Annotated in this window: 21 protein-coding genes; 6 read left to right on the top strand and 15 right to left on the bottom strand. The window is 37.4% G+C overall.

Annotation, left to right across the window (positions count from 1 at the left end):
- The first annotated feature begins 48 nt into the window (after nt 1–48).
- Nucleotides 49–315, top strand: coding sequence for a 30S ribosomal protein S20 (gene rpsT, locus LIS78_RS23165; RefSeq protein WP_013059249.1), 267 nt, complete (start codon nt 49–51; stop codon nt 313–315).
- A gap of 34 nt (nt 316–349) precedes the next feature.
- Here rpsT and holA read toward each other — a convergent pair whose 3' ends face one another.
- On the bottom strand, nt 350–1,366 hold the full coding sequence (gene holA, locus LIS78_RS23170; protein ID WP_195781835.1) for a DNA polymerase III subunit delta: 1,017 nt from the start codon (nt 1,364–1,366) through the stop codon (nt 350–352).
- A 326-nt stretch (nt 1,367–1,692) separates the two neighbouring features.
- On the opposite strand from holA, the gene LIS78_RS23175 reads away from it, so the two are divergent.
- Nucleotides 1,693–1,827 (top strand): YqzM family protein, encoded by a 135-nt coding sequence (locus LIS78_RS23175; RefSeq protein WP_013059251.1) that lies wholly within the window; start codon nt 1,693–1,695, stop codon nt 1,825–1,827.
- 57 nt (nt 1,828–1,884) lie between these two features.
- Here LIS78_RS23175 and LIS78_RS23180 read toward each other — a convergent pair whose 3' ends face one another.
- The 3 genes from LIS78_RS23180 to LIS78_RS23190 form a co-directional block, all read right to left on the bottom strand.
- A complete protein-coding gene (locus LIS78_RS23180; protein ID WP_252284402.1) occupies nt 1,885–4,176 on the bottom strand; it encodes a DNA internalization-related competence protein ComEC/Rec2 in 2,292 nt (763 codons plus the stop codon).
- A 68-nt stretch (nt 4,177–4,244) separates the two neighbouring features.
- A complete protein-coding gene (locus tag LIS78_RS23185) occupies nt 4,245–4,811 on the bottom strand; it encodes a ComE operon protein 2 (protein ID WP_025750557.1) in 567 nt (188 codons plus the stop codon).
- Nucleotides 4,812–4,905: 94 nt separating this feature from the next.
- Nucleotides 4,906–5,541, bottom strand: a complete 636-nt coding sequence (locus tag LIS78_RS23190; protein ID WP_195781833.1) for a helix-hairpin-helix domain-containing protein — start codon at nt 5,539–5,541, stop codon at nt 4,906–4,908.
- Between the two features lie 96 nt (nt 5,542–5,637).
- On the opposite strand from LIS78_RS23190, the gene comER reads away from it, so the two are divergent.
- On the top strand, nt 5,638–6,468 hold the full coding sequence (gene comER / locus LIS78_RS23195) for a late competence protein ComER (protein WP_025750559.1): 831 nt from the start codon (nt 5,638–5,640) through the stop codon (nt 6,466–6,468).
- Between the two features lie 40 nt (nt 6,469–6,508).
- Here the strand turns inward: comER and LIS78_RS23200 are convergent, their stop codons facing one another.
- The 8 genes from LIS78_RS23200 to LIS78_RS23235 are packed head-to-tail and all read right to left on the bottom strand — an operon-like array spanning nt 6,509 to nt 11,601.
- Complete coding sequence (locus LIS78_RS23200) at nt 6,509–7,267, bottom strand: class I SAM-dependent DNA methyltransferase (RefSeq protein ID WP_195781832.1); 759 nt, start codon at nt 7,265–7,267, stop codon at nt 6,509–6,511.
- Entirely contained in the window at nt 7,264–7,617 is a 354-nt protein-coding gene (rsfS, locus tag LIS78_RS23205; RefSeq protein ID WP_195781831.1) for a ribosome silencing factor, read from the bottom strand. Before rsfS ends, LIS78_RS23200 begins: the two co-directional genes overlap by 4 nt.
- A complete protein-coding gene (gene yqeK / locus LIS78_RS23210) occupies nt 7,610–8,182 on the bottom strand; it encodes a bis(5'-nucleosyl)-tetraphosphatase (symmetrical) YqeK (protein ID WP_252284403.1) in 573 nt (190 codons plus the stop codon). The genes rsfS and yqeK overlap by 8 nt, the downstream gene beginning before the upstream one ends.
- Nucleotides 8,169–8,741: a nicotinate-nucleotide adenylyltransferase gene (locus LIS78_RS23215; RefSeq protein ID WP_025750563.1), complete on the bottom strand. Its 573-nt coding sequence runs from the start codon at nt 8,739–8,741 to the stop codon at nt 8,169–8,171. Before LIS78_RS23215 ends, yqeK begins: the two co-directional genes overlap by 14 nt.
- Nucleotides 8,742–8,801: 60 nt before the next feature.
- Nucleotides 8,802–9,101, bottom strand: coding sequence for a ribosome assembly RNA-binding protein YhbY (yhbY, locus tag LIS78_RS23220; protein WP_013059260.1), 300 nt, complete (start codon nt 9,099–9,101; stop codon nt 8,802–8,804).
- An 18-nt stretch (nt 9,102–9,119) separates the two neighbouring features.
- Entirely contained in the window at nt 9,120–9,959 is an 840-nt protein-coding gene (gene aroE / locus LIS78_RS23225; protein ID WP_209150677.1) for a shikimate dehydrogenase, read from the bottom strand.
- Between the two features lie 19 nt (nt 9,960–9,978).
- Nucleotides 9,979–11,085, bottom strand: coding sequence for a ribosome biogenesis GTPase YqeH (gene yqeH / locus LIS78_RS23230; RefSeq protein WP_195781828.1), 1,107 nt, complete (start codon nt 11,083–11,085; stop codon nt 9,979–9,981).
- A 3-nt stretch (nt 11,086–11,088) separates the two neighbouring features.
- Nucleotides 11,089–11,601, bottom strand: a complete 513-nt coding sequence (locus LIS78_RS23235) for a YqeG family HAD IIIA-type phosphatase (protein ID WP_013059263.1) — start codon at nt 11,599–11,601, stop codon at nt 11,089–11,091.
- A gap of 549 nt (nt 11,602–12,150) precedes the next feature.
- On the opposite strand from LIS78_RS23235, the gene LIS78_RS23240 reads away from it, so the two are divergent.
- Nucleotides 12,151–12,291, top strand: coding sequence for a sporulation histidine kinase inhibitor Sda (locus tag LIS78_RS23240; RefSeq protein WP_013059264.1), 141 nt, complete (start codon nt 12,151–12,153; stop codon nt 12,289–12,291).
- A gap of 73 nt (nt 12,292–12,364) precedes the next feature.
- Here the strand turns inward: LIS78_RS23240 and LIS78_RS23245 are convergent, their stop codons facing one another.
- Nucleotides 12,365–13,147, bottom strand: coding sequence for a phosphatidylserine decarboxylase (locus LIS78_RS23245; RefSeq protein ID WP_029320147.1), 783 nt, complete (start codon nt 13,145–13,147; stop codon nt 12,365–12,367).
- A gap of 114 nt (nt 13,148–13,261) precedes the next feature.
- Between LIS78_RS23245 and pssA the strand changes: the two genes are divergently transcribed.
- Nucleotides 13,262–13,801, top strand: a complete 540-nt coding sequence (pssA, locus tag LIS78_RS23250) for a CDP-diacylglycerol--serine O-phosphatidyltransferase (RefSeq protein WP_013059266.1) — start codon at nt 13,262–13,264, stop codon at nt 13,799–13,801.
- Nucleotides 13,802–13,976: 175 nt separating this feature from the next.
- Here pssA and LIS78_RS23255 read toward each other — a convergent pair whose 3' ends face one another.
- Complete coding sequence (locus LIS78_RS23255) at nt 13,977–14,123, bottom strand: hypothetical protein (RefSeq protein WP_192885554.1); 147 nt, start codon at nt 14,121–14,123, stop codon at nt 13,977–13,979.
- Nucleotides 14,124–14,340: 217 nt separating this feature from the next.
- Here LIS78_RS23255 and sigK point away from each other — a divergent pair, with 217 nt between their 5' ends.
- Entirely contained in the window at nt 14,341–15,069 is a 729-nt protein-coding gene (sigK, locus tag LIS78_RS23260; protein WP_013059268.1) for an RNA polymerase sporulation sigma factor SigK, read from the top strand.
- 170 nt (nt 15,070–15,239) lie between these two features.
- Here the strand turns inward: sigK and LIS78_RS23265 are convergent, their stop codons facing one another.
- On the bottom strand, nt 15,240–15,380 hold the full coding sequence (locus tag LIS78_RS23265) for a YrzI family small protein (RefSeq protein ID WP_013059269.1): 141 nt from the start codon (nt 15,378–15,380) through the stop codon (nt 15,240–15,242).

Consider the following 15,380-nt stretch of genomic DNA (forward strand, 5'->3'; position numbering starts at 1 on the left):
TCGAGTTCTATATAATCTCGATTGTTATCATTTCGGGAGGTGAAACGGATGCCAAACATTAAATCAGCTATCAAACGTGTAAAAACTACTGAAGCTCGCCGTGCTCATAACATTCAAGCTAAATCAGCTATGCGTACTGCAATCAAAAACTTTGAAGCTTTAGTTGAAAACAACGATGTAGATAACGCAAAAGCAGCATTTGCTGTTGCTTCTAAAAAATTAGACAAAGCTGCACAATCTGGTATTATCCACAAAAATGCTGCAGCTCGTCAAAAATCTCGCTTAGCAGTAAAACTTAACGGTTTATCTGCATAATTGAGACAAAAACGATCCCATTAGGATCGTTTTTTTATTGCGCTCTTTTTAGTAAAAACAGCTGTAAAATAAGCGCTTTATCCATTTTTCCTGTCTTCATTTCATAATCTGCCTCTGCTAAATCCCTTAAAATTCCTTTAAGCTGCTGTTCCTCAAAACTTCTGCTCTGCTGCAAAGCAATTTTTACACGAAACGGATGAACCTTAATCGTTTGAGCAATTTGCTGCTGACCGTACCCTTGGCTAGACAGCTGCTTCGTATGATAAATCAAACGAAACTGCGTCGCTAACAAAGATAAAATTTTAATAGGCTCTTCGTTATTACGCAGTAAATCCTGATACATATTTAAAGCAGTAGAAACCTTTCGCTGAATAACAGCGTCAATAAGCGTAAATACATTTTGTTCAAGCGTTTTTGCCACAAGCTTAAGCACAACTTCTTTTGTAATGACTCCGCCTTGTCCAACGTATAACACCATTTTTTCAATTTCATTTGTCACAAGCGTTACATTAAGACCCACAAGCTGAATAAGCAGCGTTACAGCATCTTCATCCATATTCACTCCATCTTTTGAAAGTAAATTATGAATCCACTGCTTCATTTCTTTTTCACCAAATTCGTTCGCTTCGATGTAAGCTGCTTGTTTTTTTAACAATTTTGTTATTTTTTTTCTTTCATCCAGCTTTTCATAAGGGGCTAGTAGAATTAATGTTGAAAAAGACGGGGGCTGCTCCACATATTGCTGAAGTTTTGCGAGATCATGCTCTACTTTATCTTTCGATTTTTCAGCCGTTAAAAATGCTGCATTTTTCGCAACCACTACACGCTTGTCTCCTAAAAAAGGAAGCGTTTCAGCATCTTCTAGAACTTGATCAATCGATGTTTCTTCTAAATCGTATAGTGACAAGTTAAATTCTTTATCTTCTTCATTTAACGTATAGTCGACGATTTTATCTCTAATCTTTTTACTCATAAATGCATTGACCCCGTGTATTAAGTAAACGGGGGCTATATTATTTTTGGTAATACTTTTTAAGCTATCAACTGCCAACGTATATACGCTCCTCTTTTTTATTCATCTATATTGATTATGTATAGTTACTGATAAACAAAATACAATTTCTATCGTAAAGGTGTTATGAGTTTTTGGCAACAATACAAAAGGAATTGCCTTAAAACGACAATTCCTCAGTTTATAATAAACATTAACAATATAAGCCCTAGGTTACTTATTTGTTAATGATTAAACCCTTATCTCTATTTTCTCCTCATGCTCATAAAGTATAGTTGTTAACTGTTGTCAGTTTGTGAAAACGCTTTTAAATTGTCTAGATTTTTAAAAAAAGTTAGATTATACTGTAAACAGGAGGGGTGTTAATGAACCAATTTGAAGAAAGTGTCCAAAGTAAACGCAACGACGCTGTCGATTCTGCCGTAGGATTTGGTGTTTCATTTGGCTTTTTCACTGCCTTATTTGTTATTGCAACTGTGATTCACTACTTGGGTTCGTAAAATTGCTTCAAGGCTGCTTCTTAGCAGTCTTTTTTAGTTCGTTTTTCTTACTATAGACTATGGAAGTTGCCGCGAAAACGTTCCTGACTTTTTTGTAAATTCATACATTACCCCACCATCTTCATCCGTTCGATAAATATACACTCCGTAGCTTTTCAGAAGCTCTAATATTTCTTGATGAGGATGACCATAACGATTTTTTTGTCCCGCTGAAACAAGCGCTACTTTAGGATTTAAATGTTGAACAAACTCTTCTGAAGTTGAAGTTTTACTGCCATGATGCCCAACTTTTAATACATCTGCTTTAAGGTTTGGAAAGCCTTTCAATATTCTTTGTTCTCCTTCCTTTTCTAAATCTCCGGTGAATAGCCATCTTAAATTTCCTAACTTAGCGTCTATTACAATTGAGCCGTTGTTGCTCGTTTCTTCGAAACCTGTCGGAGAAATAATCTCAAATAAGACACCTCCTTCTTGCCAGCTATCTCCTTGTTGAACAATTTGAACAGGCACGCTTTGTTTTTGAGCAGCGATCACCAAGCCAGTCTCTACGTCATTTAATTCAGCTTTTTTCCCAAGCACCAGCTCTCCGACAGCCACTTGTGAAAATAAATGCTGTGCCGCCCCTGCGTGATCATAATCGCCGTGTGTGATAATCATTTTATCTACCCTTGTCATTCCTTTTGAATGCAAAAAGGGAACAAGTACGTCTTCTCCCACGTCAAAAGAAGAACGACGTTTTTGCCATGGTTCTTTTGGAAATGAAACGGTTCCTCCGGTATCGATCATATACACACCTTTTCGATAAGGAAGCTCAATGATAAAGCAGTCGCCTTGTCCTACATCGACCATTGTGATCGTTCCTTTTGGATTCAAATAAGGATACATACATTGTGCGGCTAACAATGCCACGAGAAGAAACATATAGCGAACGAAAAATTCTCCTTCTTCCACCGCCACAAATAAAGCATAAATGCATAAGTACATGCCCAAAAACAGCACAATGTGGGGTTTTCCCGTTACAAAATCAGCGGGAATCCACTCAAAAAATCCAAGCAATTTTTCACAAAAAAGTAAAAGAATATGAAGAATTTGCTCCAGCAATTCACTCACTCCCGGCAAGATGATACGAACAAAAAGAATGAGCAAACAAAGAGGTAATACAACAAGAGAAAACAGCGGTACAAAAACCATATTTAATGGCAAACTGAGGAGAGATACTCCATAAAAATAGTACAACAATAAAGGAAGTGAACTGACTTGTGCAATCGCTGAAACAGCCATGAGCTGGCTGAAAGAAGAATGAAAACGAGGTAAAATCGTCTGACTCGATAAAATCAATGCAAAACTAACGGCAAAAGAAAGCTGAAATCCTACATCAAATAAATAGTACGGCTTAAAAAGCAGCATGGCCATAAAAGCAAGGCTGATGCTATCAATCAAAAGAATTTTTCTTTGTATTTTTATCGATATAAGCATCAGCATACTCATAAGAACAGCTCGGACAACTGAAGCGCTGCCACCGGCCAAAACCATGTATACAGGAAGAAGCAAAAGTAAAAGCGTAATGGCTCGCTCGCGCGTTATTCCAATCCGAATTAGCAAATAAAAACACATCGCTGTCAGCAGTCCAACATGAAGACCTGATATGGCAAGCAAGTGTATTAAACCAAATTGCTGATAGCGCTTGATACTCTCTTCTTCGATGCCAGTGCGCTCGCCGTAAATTAGTGCCTGCATAAACCCAGCGCCTGGATCCGAAATATTTTGTTGAATGTAATTAATTCCTTTTTGACGAATAAAAGTAAGGTACGTAAGTGGAGTTAAAGTGGGGAGATGGCACTTTACCAAATCAAGTCTCTTGACGTTAAGCTGCCAATGAATAGACTGATGGTACAAATATTGCTGATAATCAAATGCATGAAGATTGCGAGCAGGTGAAGGAGAAGTTAATTGCCCCGCTAGTTGACAAACTTGATGAATCGTTAGCTTTTCGAGCTGCCGTTTCTCTTCCAACGTTTTTAGTTTATAAAAAGCCATGACCTCTTCATTTTGAACCGTAAACTTAAAAGTAAGCTTATCGCCGTCACTATGCGGAACAGATGAAATTTCGCCTGTAAAAGTAGAAGATTCAGCTAAAAGAACCGTTTTGTTATGCTTATTTGTCTCAGCTAATAGGTAGACGCACAAAACACTCAACAGTGCAGAAGCAATAACCACTTTCCTCGGACATTGTAGCCATTGAAAAATGAAAAGCAAGATTAGCAAAAACAGGCTTACAGCGGAATGATTATCATATACATATAAAGCTATCATCATGCTAAAAGCACAGTAAATATAATATCCTTTCACTTTTAGCTCCTTTCTTCTTAAAAGAAAGAGGCTTCTTACTGTTACCAAGTAAAAAACCTCTTTTACCTTTAATTTGCCGTAAACAAAGCGAGAGCTTCGCGCTGTAAATTCATCACTTCTGCTTCGTCAGCTCCGCTTTTTTCTAAACGAGCGAGAACATCCGTCACAAATTGAAGCTTCTCTTTACTTTTTAAGTCAATGATTGCTTCATCAAGTTCAACTTTTGCTGTTTTCACTCCCGCCTGTTGAAATAACTCAACAGCATACGGATGATTTTTGTAATCATTAGCGTAATATACTGTTTTAATTCCCGCTTGAATAAGGGCTTTACAGCAGTTTAAACAAGGAAAATGCGTGACGTATACTTCCGCATCTTCTGTTTTCACACCAAACTTAGCACACTGTAGCAGTGCATTCACTTCTGCATGGACAGTTCTTACACAGTGTCCATCAATCACATAACAGCCTTCGTCAGCACAATGCACGCCTCCGCTGATCGAGCCGTTGTATCCTCCAGCTATAATACGTTTATCACGCACCACTGTAGCCCCAACAGCCAGACGTTCACAAGTGCTTCTTAAAGCTAGCAAATGGCTTTGTGCCATAAAATATTGATCCCATGAAATCCGGTTCATCTCATTCCCTACCTTTTTATTTAACTGAATAATTATAATTATACTTGTCTCTTTCATAGTGTAGCGTTTCTTTTCCTTTTTCGTCAATAAGTCTCTACTGTACCGTAATTTGAGCTTTGATTTTTTCTAGCGACTTCTCGCCAATACCTGATACTTGCCCCAAATCCTCTACTGTTTGAAACAAGCCATTTTCCTCTCGATATGAAACGATGGCACTCGCTTTTGAAGGTCCAATGCCATTTAACGTTTGTAGTTCATCAGTGTTCGCTGTATTAATATTAACAAGGGGCTGATCATTTGAAGTTCCTGAGGAAGAGATTGAAGAAACTGGAGATGAAGGCGGGATTTCTTCTCCAGCAGCTGGAATGTAAACAGCCATTTCATCTTGTAGCTTGCTAGCTAAATTGAGCTGTCTTAAGTCCGCTTCTTTCGTAGCGCCTCCGGCTTGTGCTAGAGCATCTTTTACCCTTGCATCTTTCGGAAGCTGGTATACACCAGGCTTCTGAACAGCTCCTTTAATATCCACCATAACAAACGGGGAATCTTGGCTTGAAATGACTTGATCAGACGACTCTCCTTCTTTTTTTGTAGCAGAAGATTCTGCCTTTATCATATCTGAGGTTTGAAGAGAACTTTCCGGTTTCTCTCCGCCCGTGCGATAGATATAAAAAGCCAATCCAACTGCTAAGCAAACACACCCAATTAGCCATTGTTTTTTTGAAAAAGTCAAATTGTACACTCCTTTGAATTTTGAAGTAACGTCATAAATTCCGTTACGTCTTCATAGTGTTTAGAAGAAAAGGCTTTTGAAGGAGGGAATGAATCAGTGAACATAGGGTTTATCGGAACAGGAAACATGGGGAAAATATTAATTGATGCGTTTATTGAATCAAAAGCCGTACGTCCTTCTAAAATTACTATTATGAATCGCACAAAAAAAAGAGCCAAAGAGATTCAACAGCAGCATAAAAAAATTCATGTTGCTGATACAGCTGAAGAAGTTGTTCACGCATCCAAAGTCATTTTTATTTGTGTTAAGCCATTGGATATTCACCCCCTTTTAATAAAATTAGAACCACTGCTGACGAAAGATCACTGCATTGTATCCATTACCAGTCCAATTAGCGTAGAACAAATCGAACGCCTCATTCCGAGTCAAGCAGCTAGAATTATCCCTAGCATTACGAATCGAGCATTAGCAGGTGTTTCTCTTTTCACGTTTGGAGAAAGATGTACGCCTTTTTACCAAAATTATTTACATGAATTATTTTCATCTATGTCAAAGCCTGTGGCCATTGATCAAACGATTACGCGCGTATCATCTGATATCGTAAGCTGCGGTCCTGCATTCTTCAGCTTTTTGCTTCAACGCTTTATTGATGCAGCAGTTCAAGAAACAAATATTTCTGAAGAAGAAGCTACCGTCATGGCCAGTGATATGATTATTGGAATGGGAAAACTGTTGGAAAAAGAAATATTTACGCTTCCTACCCTACAGGATAAAGTATGCGTAAAAGGTGGTGTAACTGGAGAAGGTATTAAAGTTTTAGAAGCTGAACTCGGAGAAATGTTTGTGCACGTATTTCAAAAAACACATGAAAAATTTGACGAAGACATTGAGCTTGTTCACAATCAGTTTGATAGTCTTATTCCATAATTTCTGTAGAAATCCTGCTTTGAAACAAAAAAAGAAGCCTCTACTCGGCTTCTTTTTTTTGCGCAGAGAAAAAGATGCGCTCACTGTTTGAAGTAGGCTCACTCATTTTGAAATCTGCACTTACTTCTATATTTATAAAACCAGCTTCGCTCAGCCATGATTGATAATGGTCAATCGACCAAGTGCGCTGAGCATGCACCTCATCAAAGCGATGATATGCATCGATTTCTTCATCATAAGCAAAAAACGTAATATCATGCTCTACGCGGATATCTGCATCATTATAGGCGCAATTCCAAATATATGACACGTCTTCATCTACGTAAGAAAAAGATTGATTTCCAAATACATGCTGCATCTTATGCACCGAATGAACATCAAATATAAAGAGTCCACCTGGTTTTAAGTGCTTATATACACGTTGAATGGTTTCTTGAACTTCTTTATCACTTTGCAAATAGTTCAAAGAATCACAAAAAATTACTACACAGTCAAACTCTTTCAATAACTCAAGTTCCGCCATGTTTTGTTGAAAAAGAGATAGCGTTACCCCTGCTTCTGCTGCCTTTTCTTGAGCTACCATAAGCATATCATCAGACAAATCAACGCCTACTACGGAGAAACCTTCTTTTGCAAATCGAACGGAGAGTTCTCCCGTGCCGCAGGCAAGGTCTAATATACTGTCAGGCTTTGTTTTCGCTTTTGCCACCTGCTGATTAAAAAATTCAGCCCAATCGTCATACGGAACGTCTGCCATTAGCTGATCATATACGTAGGCAAATTCTCCGTACCTGCTCATAGCTGTAGCTCTTCTGAACTTACAAATGGTGCATCTCCCCATAAGCGTTCTAAGTTATAATATCCGCGCTCATCTTTATGGAAAATGTGAACCACAACATCTCCAAGATCAACAAGAACCCACTTAGCCTGCTCAAATCCTTCTAAACGCTTCACAGAAACGCCTTGTTCGTGTGCTTTTTCTTTAATTTCACGAGCGATTGCCTGCACTTGTTTATCTGAGTTACCGTGACAAATAACAAAATAATCTGCCACAAGTGAGATTCCTTCCATATTTAACGCTACGATATCGATTGCTTTTTTATCGTCTGCTGCTTCTACAACAAGAGATAGCAATTCACGTTCAGTCATGTGTTTGACCTCCTAAGATTAAATCATTATATGTCATCATCGTATCGGGATAAACGGCCTGATGTTTAGTCATTAAAAAAGAAATGGTGTTTTTTAGTGATTGAATAAGTGCTGCATTTAAGTCGGTTTTAGCTAACTCCCGCACTTCATCAACACCTAGAAATCTCCTTCCAGGTTCAATGTAATCAGCAACGTACACAATTTTTTCAAGTAACGTCATGCCAGGTCTTCCAGATGTATGGTAAGCAATTGCATCCAATACTTCCTTATCCGTAATCCCTACTTCATTTCTAACTAAAAACGCGCCTACTGGAGCATGCCATAATTCGGTATTGTATTCCAATAAAGAAGGATTCATGTTTTGATCAATAATAATTTGCTTCATCTCTTCCTTTGGACGAAACTTGGCGTAGTCATGAAAAATAGCAGCCAGTTCTGCTTTTTTTTCGTCTGCTTCAAAACGCTTAGCTAATTCAATTGCTGTTTCCATTACCCCAACAGTATGAATATAACGACGTTCTGTTAACTGTTTCTTTACGATTTCTAATGCCTCAGTTCGATTCATATAATTGATTCTCCTCGATATATTGTTTAACACCAGCAGGTATAAAATAACGAATGGTTTCTTTCTTTACTACTCGTTCGCGAATAAAGGAAGAGGAGACATCAAACTGTGGAACTTCTACTTCTTTTATCGGGTAAGGGGACGTAATGGTATACCCCGGGCGCTTTACACCTACAAATGTAACCAAATTGACTAATTCATCAATTTCATACCACTTCGGCAAATATTCTACCATATCAGCACCAATGATGAAATGAAACTGATACGTTGGATATTTCTCTGTTAGTATTCTCATCGTATCATATGTATATGAAGGCTCTTTGCGCTCAAATTCAATCGGCTGCAGAGTAAATTGATCATGTTCTTCAATAGCTAGCTTTAGCATCTGTAAACGATGATATGGCTCAATAGGCTCTTTGATTGTTTTATGAGGTGGAATGTACGACGGCATGAACCATATCTCATCTAATTTCAAGGCATGCAAAACCTCATTTGCCATCATTAAATGCCCCAAATGAGGCGGGTTGAATGTTCCACCTAAAATTCCAATACTCTTCAACAATCCCCGACTCCTTTAATTTACTTCATTATTAAATAGAGCGGGTTTCCCCGCTCTATTTCATTTCACTTTTGGAAGCATTAACTGCTTATTTTCGCGTGATTCTTTATATAAAACAATTGTATTTCCAATCACTTGTACAAGCTCTGCTTTTGTTCCTTTTGTTAATCGAGCAGCAACCGTGTCACGATCTTCGTCACAGTTTTGCAGAATGCTTACTTTTAATAATTCTCTTGCTTCTAATGCATCAGCAATTTGACCAATCATATTTTCATTGACTCCACCTTTTCCTACTTGGAAAATTGGATTTAAATGATGTGCTTTTGAACGTAAAAAACGTTTTTGTTTACCTGTTAACATAAAAACCTCCGCTGTATCTTATCTCTTAGTTAGTGTTGAAAGGACAATGTGTTCCATTGCCTCTTCGTCAGGACGAACGTTCGTCCACTTTTCAAATGCAAGTGCACCTTGCAGCACGAACATACCGACACCATTATGAGTGCCTGCCCCTTTTGCTTCAGCCTCTTTTAAAAGCTTTGTTTTTAAAGGGTTGTAAATAATATCGCTGACTACCGCTTCTTTTTGCAATAAAGTAAGTGCTAAAGGCAGCTCATCAACGTTAGGATACATCCCCACTGAAGTGGTATTAATAATAATATCGAATGTATCTAATTGTTTTTCCGCATCAGAAATAGACATCGCCGCCGTTTTCGTCGAAAAAGGCAGCTCATTAGCTAATACAGCTGCTTTTTCGACGGTACGATTGCATATCGCAATTACCTCGGGAGCGTGCTGAGCTGCAATTGTATAAAAAATAGCTTTGGCAGCTCCTCCAGCTCCAATAATTAAAATTCTTTTTTGGGATAAGCTGCCTTCTACTGCTTTTAGTAAAGAAGTCACATATCCCTCTCCGTCGGTATTGTATCCAATATAACGGCCATCTTGATTAACAACTGTATTTACAGCACCAATTGCCTTTGCTAATGGATCGACTTCATCCAAATGATTCATAATATCAACTTTATAAGGAATCGTGACATTAAATCCTTGAATGTTTTTATTTTTTAGCTCTCCAATGGCTGACTCAAAATGAACAGGTTCAATTGGAAAAGCTTCATAATGAGCGTTCATATCCAGACGTTTAAAGGCATCATTTTGCATCAATGGCGATAGTGAATGCCCAAGCGGATAACCAACTAGACCATATAATGTACTCAAGATTTTTTCCCCTTTTTGTTTAAATTAAAGAATCGCGCACAAATACGCCGACTCCTTTTGGTGCATGGGCCACAACTTTTGAACCTGCTTCATTAACCGTCACCCAGCCAAGCCCTGAAAAAACAATATCGGTTTTTTCATTTTTTATTGTAAATTCATGTGCAACGAGTTCAGGAAACTCATCCATTTGCTCTGGGCGCGGCGGCTGAAGCAGTTCACCTGCTTGCTTTTCATACAACTCATCTGCTTTTTCAAGCTTCGTACGATGGATATGCAAATCATTCGATACATAACATGTTAATGACTTGCGGCCTCCCTGTACATAATCTAAGCGCGCCAGTCCTCCAAAGTATAACGTTTGCCCTTCATTTAGCTGATAAACCTTCGGCTTTATTTCTTTTTTAGGAGAAATCAGCTTTAAGTCTCGTTTATCTACATAGTGAGCCATTTGGTGGTGATTAATAATGCCAGGCGTATCATATAAAGACGCGCCGTTATCAAGCGGGATATCAATCATATCCAGCGTTGTGCCGGGATATTGAGATGTAGTAATAATATCTTTTTCTCCCGTTACTTCTTTAATAATGGCATTAATAAATGTTGATTTACCAACGTTTGTACATCCCACAACATATACATCTTTACCTTCGCGATAATGTTCAATGGCTTCGGCAATTTCTCGAATTCCTTGTCCTTTTTGTGCGCTCATGAGGAACACATCCACTGATTTTAGCCCAAGCTCTTTCGCTTCTCGCTTCATCCAATGAATTAGTTTATTTTTCTTTATAGACTTTGGCAGTAAATCTGCTTTATTTCCCACTAAAAGAACCTTGTTATTTCCAACAAATCGATGCAAACCAGGTAACCAGCTGCCGTTAAAGTCAAAGATATCTACAACTTTTACAACTAAACCGTCCGTTTGACCAATTCCGTTTAAGATTTTTAAAAAATCATCGTCTGTTAAGGAAACATCTTGTACTTCATTATAATGCTTCAAGCGAAAGCATCGCTGGCAAATAATAGCTTCTTTTTCTAGTGCTGATTTTGGAGCATAGCCAAGTTCATCCGGTCGTTCTGTTTGAATCTCCACTCCGCATCCTACGCACTGTAATTTTTCTTCACTCACGTTTTAATCCTCCCAGTTAATCATACCTTTTCGTTTCATCCAACCTAGAATTCTTCGTTCCATTTTACGGTTAAATTTCGTTACAAATCCATCTGTTTGCGCAACTGGTACAACCAAAACTGTATATACGCCGAGACGATTTCCTCCTAATACATCCGTTAAAAGCTGGTCACCAATAACTACAACCTCATCTTTTTGCAGCTCCATATCACGAAGAGCTCTTCTAAATGCTTTACGCATCGGTTTGCGTGCTTTATATACAAATGGAAGTCCAACTGGATCTGAAAACAGCTTGACTCGTTTCTCCACATTATTCGATACAATCGTAATTTTAATTCCACTATCTTTCATTAACTGAAACCACTCAATTAATTCCGGAGTGGCATCAGGGCGATCCCATTCCACCAACGTGTTATCTAAGTCGGTAATAATTCCTTTTATTCCGCGCTCTTTCAAATCGTCTGGCTTAATTTGAAACACGTTTTTCACATGTTCATTTGGTAAAAAAAGTTTCAACACGTATCATGCACCTCGAATATATAGTTACATACTAAAATTAACGCCGTCTATCATTATAACGACTTCTTGTTATTTTCCAACCTAAAATTTTATTCTCTTCAAAAACAGGTCTTTTCTTAGTATAAAGGATATGCCTTGTGAATGCTTTAACTTTATACAGAAAGTTATTGACAAAAGGTAGTAAAACTCCATTTGTTCGTGAGCTTATGATATATTCACCCACTGTAAACTTAAAATAAAAAATAGTGCAGAAAACGTTTATTACTTATCAAATAGGGTAAGTGGTAAACAAATTCCGTTAAAAGTTTTCGACAAAAATTGATAAGCCCAATTATGTGGATAAGGTTATACACATTATCCTCTGTTATAGTTCAGCAATTAATGGTAATTATAAACAACATACCCACATTTTATCCACCGAAAGCTGTGGATAACAGAACGATTGTTCCTTTATTTGATTCATGTTAGATTATAAATAAGGAATTTATTAGCATTTAAATATAACTTTTTAGGATATTTATTTTAGTAGGAGGTGGCGGCAATCTTATGAGAAAATTATCAGATGAGCTGCTTATTGAATCATACAGCAAAGCAACTGAACTGCAATTAAGCCCTGATTTTATAAAATTAATTGAAGAGGAAATTGAGAGAAGATCATTAAAGATTAGCATACAAATTCCTTCTTAATGAATAAAAGAGCCTTCTTAATAAAAGAAAGCTGCATCTTCATTTATCTATCTACTCTTTTATTATATAGGCTCTATTTTTTCAAATGAGCAATTGGTTCTCCACATTTTACGTAAGAACCTGAGTAAACATTAGAAGCAAAAGTGATTGAGTTCTTCTCAAATAATAAAATGACAGTCGAGCCAAACGTGAAGTAAGCCATTTCTTCCCCTTTTTCGACTACTTCTTTTTTAGAAACCGCTTCAATGCTATTGATAAACATGGCTCCTACTTTTACCATCAGCATGTGACCATTTTCAAATGTTAACTCCGTGAGCTTCCGGAAATTTTTCACAAGCGGTTCTTTCCCGTATTTGATTCCTAATGAATTTACTGGATAAGACTTTTGTCCAACGGTCCACGTATCCCCCACTTGGGCTTTAAGAGGGCTGTGAATGCGATGATAGTCTTTCGGACTAAGGTAGAGGATAATAAACTGTCCCTCTATATATTTTTCAAGAACGAGATCATTTGAAACCATTTCCTGTATAGAATAAGGTTTGTTTTTTACAATCATTTCTTTTTGAGGCGTAATGACTCCATATGCTTCTATCTTTGCATCTACAGGACTGACAACGCTGTCTTTCTGCTGATCGACCGGACGGGCAGAAGGTTTCAAACGGCGAATAAATAGCTCGTGTAAGTTTTGATAGTGATGCAGAGGCTTGTCCATTTCTTCTTTATTTACTTTAAAAACTTTTGTATAGGAGGGTATAACAAACCGACTCCATTTAGAGAAAGTGAATTTTCGAATGAGCTTCGATGATCCTTGGTGATTCGTAAGCTCAATAAACGTTCGATACAGGTGCTGCAACAATAATTTTACCTCCACATACTGAATAGTTCTTTACTAGAATAAGGTTTGCGTCTACAATGAAATTACCATTATTTTTACCTTTAGTTCATTCCATCCTTTAAAGGAGTGAGGAAATTGTTTTTATTAGACTATCTAGATCATACAATTAAAAAGCTGAGATCCCAAGCGGCAAACTCCTTAACGATTGTTAATTTAAGTTTAGGAAGCTTTGCTATTTTATTTGTCATGAAAAATGAATTGAACTTAAGTTTATTACTAATTTTTTTAGCAGCGTTAGCAGACCGATTCGACGGCATGGTAGCCAGAAAGCTGCAAATTGAATCTGAACTTGGAAAACAACTGGACTCCATGTGCGATATTATATCATTTGGCATCGCTCCAGCTCTACTACTTTATCAAAGTATTTTGTCTCACTTTGGTGCTGCAGGTTCAATTGTTACCATCTGTTACATTGCTTGCGGAGCACTTCGTCTTGCCCGCTTTAACATCACAGAAAATACTGGGTATTTTACAGGGCTCCCTATTACCGCAGCAGGTTGTTTATTAACTCTTAGCTACTTGGGCGTCCCTTATTTGCCTTCACACTTTTATATGTTTTTAATTATCGTACTCGCTTGCTTGATGATTAGTACTTTCAAGCTAAAAAAAGTATAGAGCTCCATTTACTTTTACAGAGGGATATTATCGTCTTGCTTCTTTTCTTAATTATAGAATAAATCATCTTCTTTAAGAAACAAAGCGAAAATTCCTTAAGAATTCTTAAAAATGAATGGTTCTATTCGGTAGGATATGTCATCTAAAAAAACTCATGCGCATGCATGAGTTTTTTTTAACACCAGCAGCTAAACCAATAGAAGCTTCCGAAAATTAATAACAGGACAAACAGAACAATCAACAATCCAAGTCCCCAGCCAAAGCCTCCTCCACATGGGTAAGCTGGATAATTAGGATAACAGCAGCCTCCGTAACCGTACATACTCTCCCTCCTTACGCTATGAACTACTACTAGCGTATGTACATACTTTTTTCCCTGTATAGGCTGGTAACTATCTCTAAAGAAAAATCTGTGGACTTTTTCAAACTCTCTTGTCCCCGGGGGGAATTTTAAACGTACAGGCAAAGACATCCTTCTTTTTACATATAGTGTAATGTTAGTCTCTCACAGGTTGATATCCCCTTATGGAGGTGAAGAGATGTCTGCATTATTTACCGCACTAGGCTATTTCTTTAAAGAATTGGTTTTCCTTGTTTCCTACGTAAAAAACAATGCGTTTCCTCAACCCTTGTCTGCTGCTGAAGAAAAGAGATATTTATCTTTAATGGAACAAGGAGATCAAGAAGCGCGAAACCTTCTTATTGAACACAATCTCCGACTCGTTGCGCATATTGTTAAAAAGTTTGAAAACACGGGAGAGGATGCGGAAGATTTAATTTCAATTGGGACAATCGGTTTAATTAAAGCAATCGAAAGTTATTCTCAAGGAAAAGGAACAAAATTAGCTACTTATGCCGCACGCTGTATTGAAAATGAAATATTGATGCACTTGCGAGCGCTCAAAAAAACAAAAAAAGATGTGTCGCTGCATGATCCAATTGGCCAGGATAAAGAAGGAAATGAAATCAGTTTGATTGATGTATTAAAATCAGAATCAGACGATGTAATTGATATGATTCAACTAAATATGGAATTAGAAAAAATAAAAGAATACATCGATATCCTCGATGATCGAGAAAAGGAAGTAATTGTTGGCCGCTTCGGTTTGGATCTGCAGGATGAAAAAACCCAGCGAGAAATTGCAAAAGAATTAAATATTTCAAGAAGTTATGTTTCGCGAATTGAAAAGCGAGCGCTGATGAAAATGTTTCACGAATTTTACAGAGCCGAAAAAGAGAAAAAAAAGAGCGGAAAGAAGGAGAATTAATCCTTCTTTCCGCTCTTTTTTTAAAATAATTTCCAAATAATAATCCGTAGCAAACACATCATTACTCCCCCTACTAATCATTTAGGTGGAATCTTTCTCCACAAGTAGCCATACAACGATATATCCTTTTTGATTAATCATCATTCATCCACTCCTTTCCACTGTTCAAATTAGAAATGACGATAAAACTCATACTTGCGGTCTTTTATTTCTTCTTCTAATTGTCTTACATACTGTTCATGCTTAATTTCTGCCTCTGAGTATTGACGGGACTTTATGGTAATAGTTAAAAAGAAAATGTTCAGTGTCAT

The sequence above is a fragment of the Priestia megaterium genome, assembly GCF_023824195.1.
In the GTDB taxonomy this organism is placed as follows: Bacteria; Bacillota; Bacilli; order Bacillales; family Bacillaceae_H; genus Priestia; species Priestia megaterium_D.

What these genes read in the sequence shown, in the direction of transcription:
- rpsT (WP_013059249.1), top strand. Translation starts at nt 49, where the DNA reads ATGCCAAACATTAAATCAGCTATCAAACGTGTAAAAACTACTGAAGCT.
- LIS78_RS23175 (WP_013059251.1), top strand. Translation starts at nt 1,693, where the DNA reads ATGAACCAATTTGAAGAAAGTGTCCAAAGTAAACGCAACGACGCTGTC.
- LIS78_RS23185 (WP_025750557.1), bottom strand. Translation starts at nt 4,811, where the DNA reads ATGAACCGGATTTCATGGGATCAATATTTTATGGCACAAAGCCATTTG.
- LIS78_RS23200 (WP_195781832.1), bottom strand. Translation starts at nt 7,267, where the DNA reads ATGAGCAGGTACGGAGAATTTGCCTACGTATATGATCAGCTAATGGCA.
- rsfS (WP_195781831.1), bottom strand. Translation starts at nt 7,617, where the DNA reads ATGACTGAACGTGAATTGCTATCTCTTGTTGTAGAAGCAGCAGACGAT.
- yqeK (WP_252284403.1), bottom strand. Translation starts at nt 8,182, where the DNA reads ATGAATCGAACTGAGGCATTAGAAATCGTAAAGAAACAGTTAACAGAA.
- yhbY (WP_013059260.1), bottom strand. Translation starts at nt 9,101, where the DNA reads ATGTTAACAGGTAAACAAAAACGTTTTTTACGTTCAAAAGCACATCAT.
- LIS78_RS23240 (WP_013059264.1), top strand. Translation starts at nt 12,151, where the DNA reads ATGAGAAAATTATCAGATGAGCTGCTTATTGAATCATACAGCAAAGCA.
- LIS78_RS23255 (WP_192885554.1), bottom strand. Translation starts at nt 14,123, where the DNA reads ATGTACGGTTACGGAGGCTGCTGTTATCCTAATTATCCAGCTTACCCA.
- sigK (WP_013059268.1), top strand. Translation starts at nt 14,341, where the DNA reads ATGTCTGCATTATTTACCGCACTAGGCTATTTCTTTAAAGAATTGGTT.
- LIS78_RS23265 (WP_013059269.1), bottom strand. Translation starts at nt 15,380, where the DNA reads ATGACACTGAACATTTTCTTTTTAACTATTACCATAAAGTCCCGTCAA.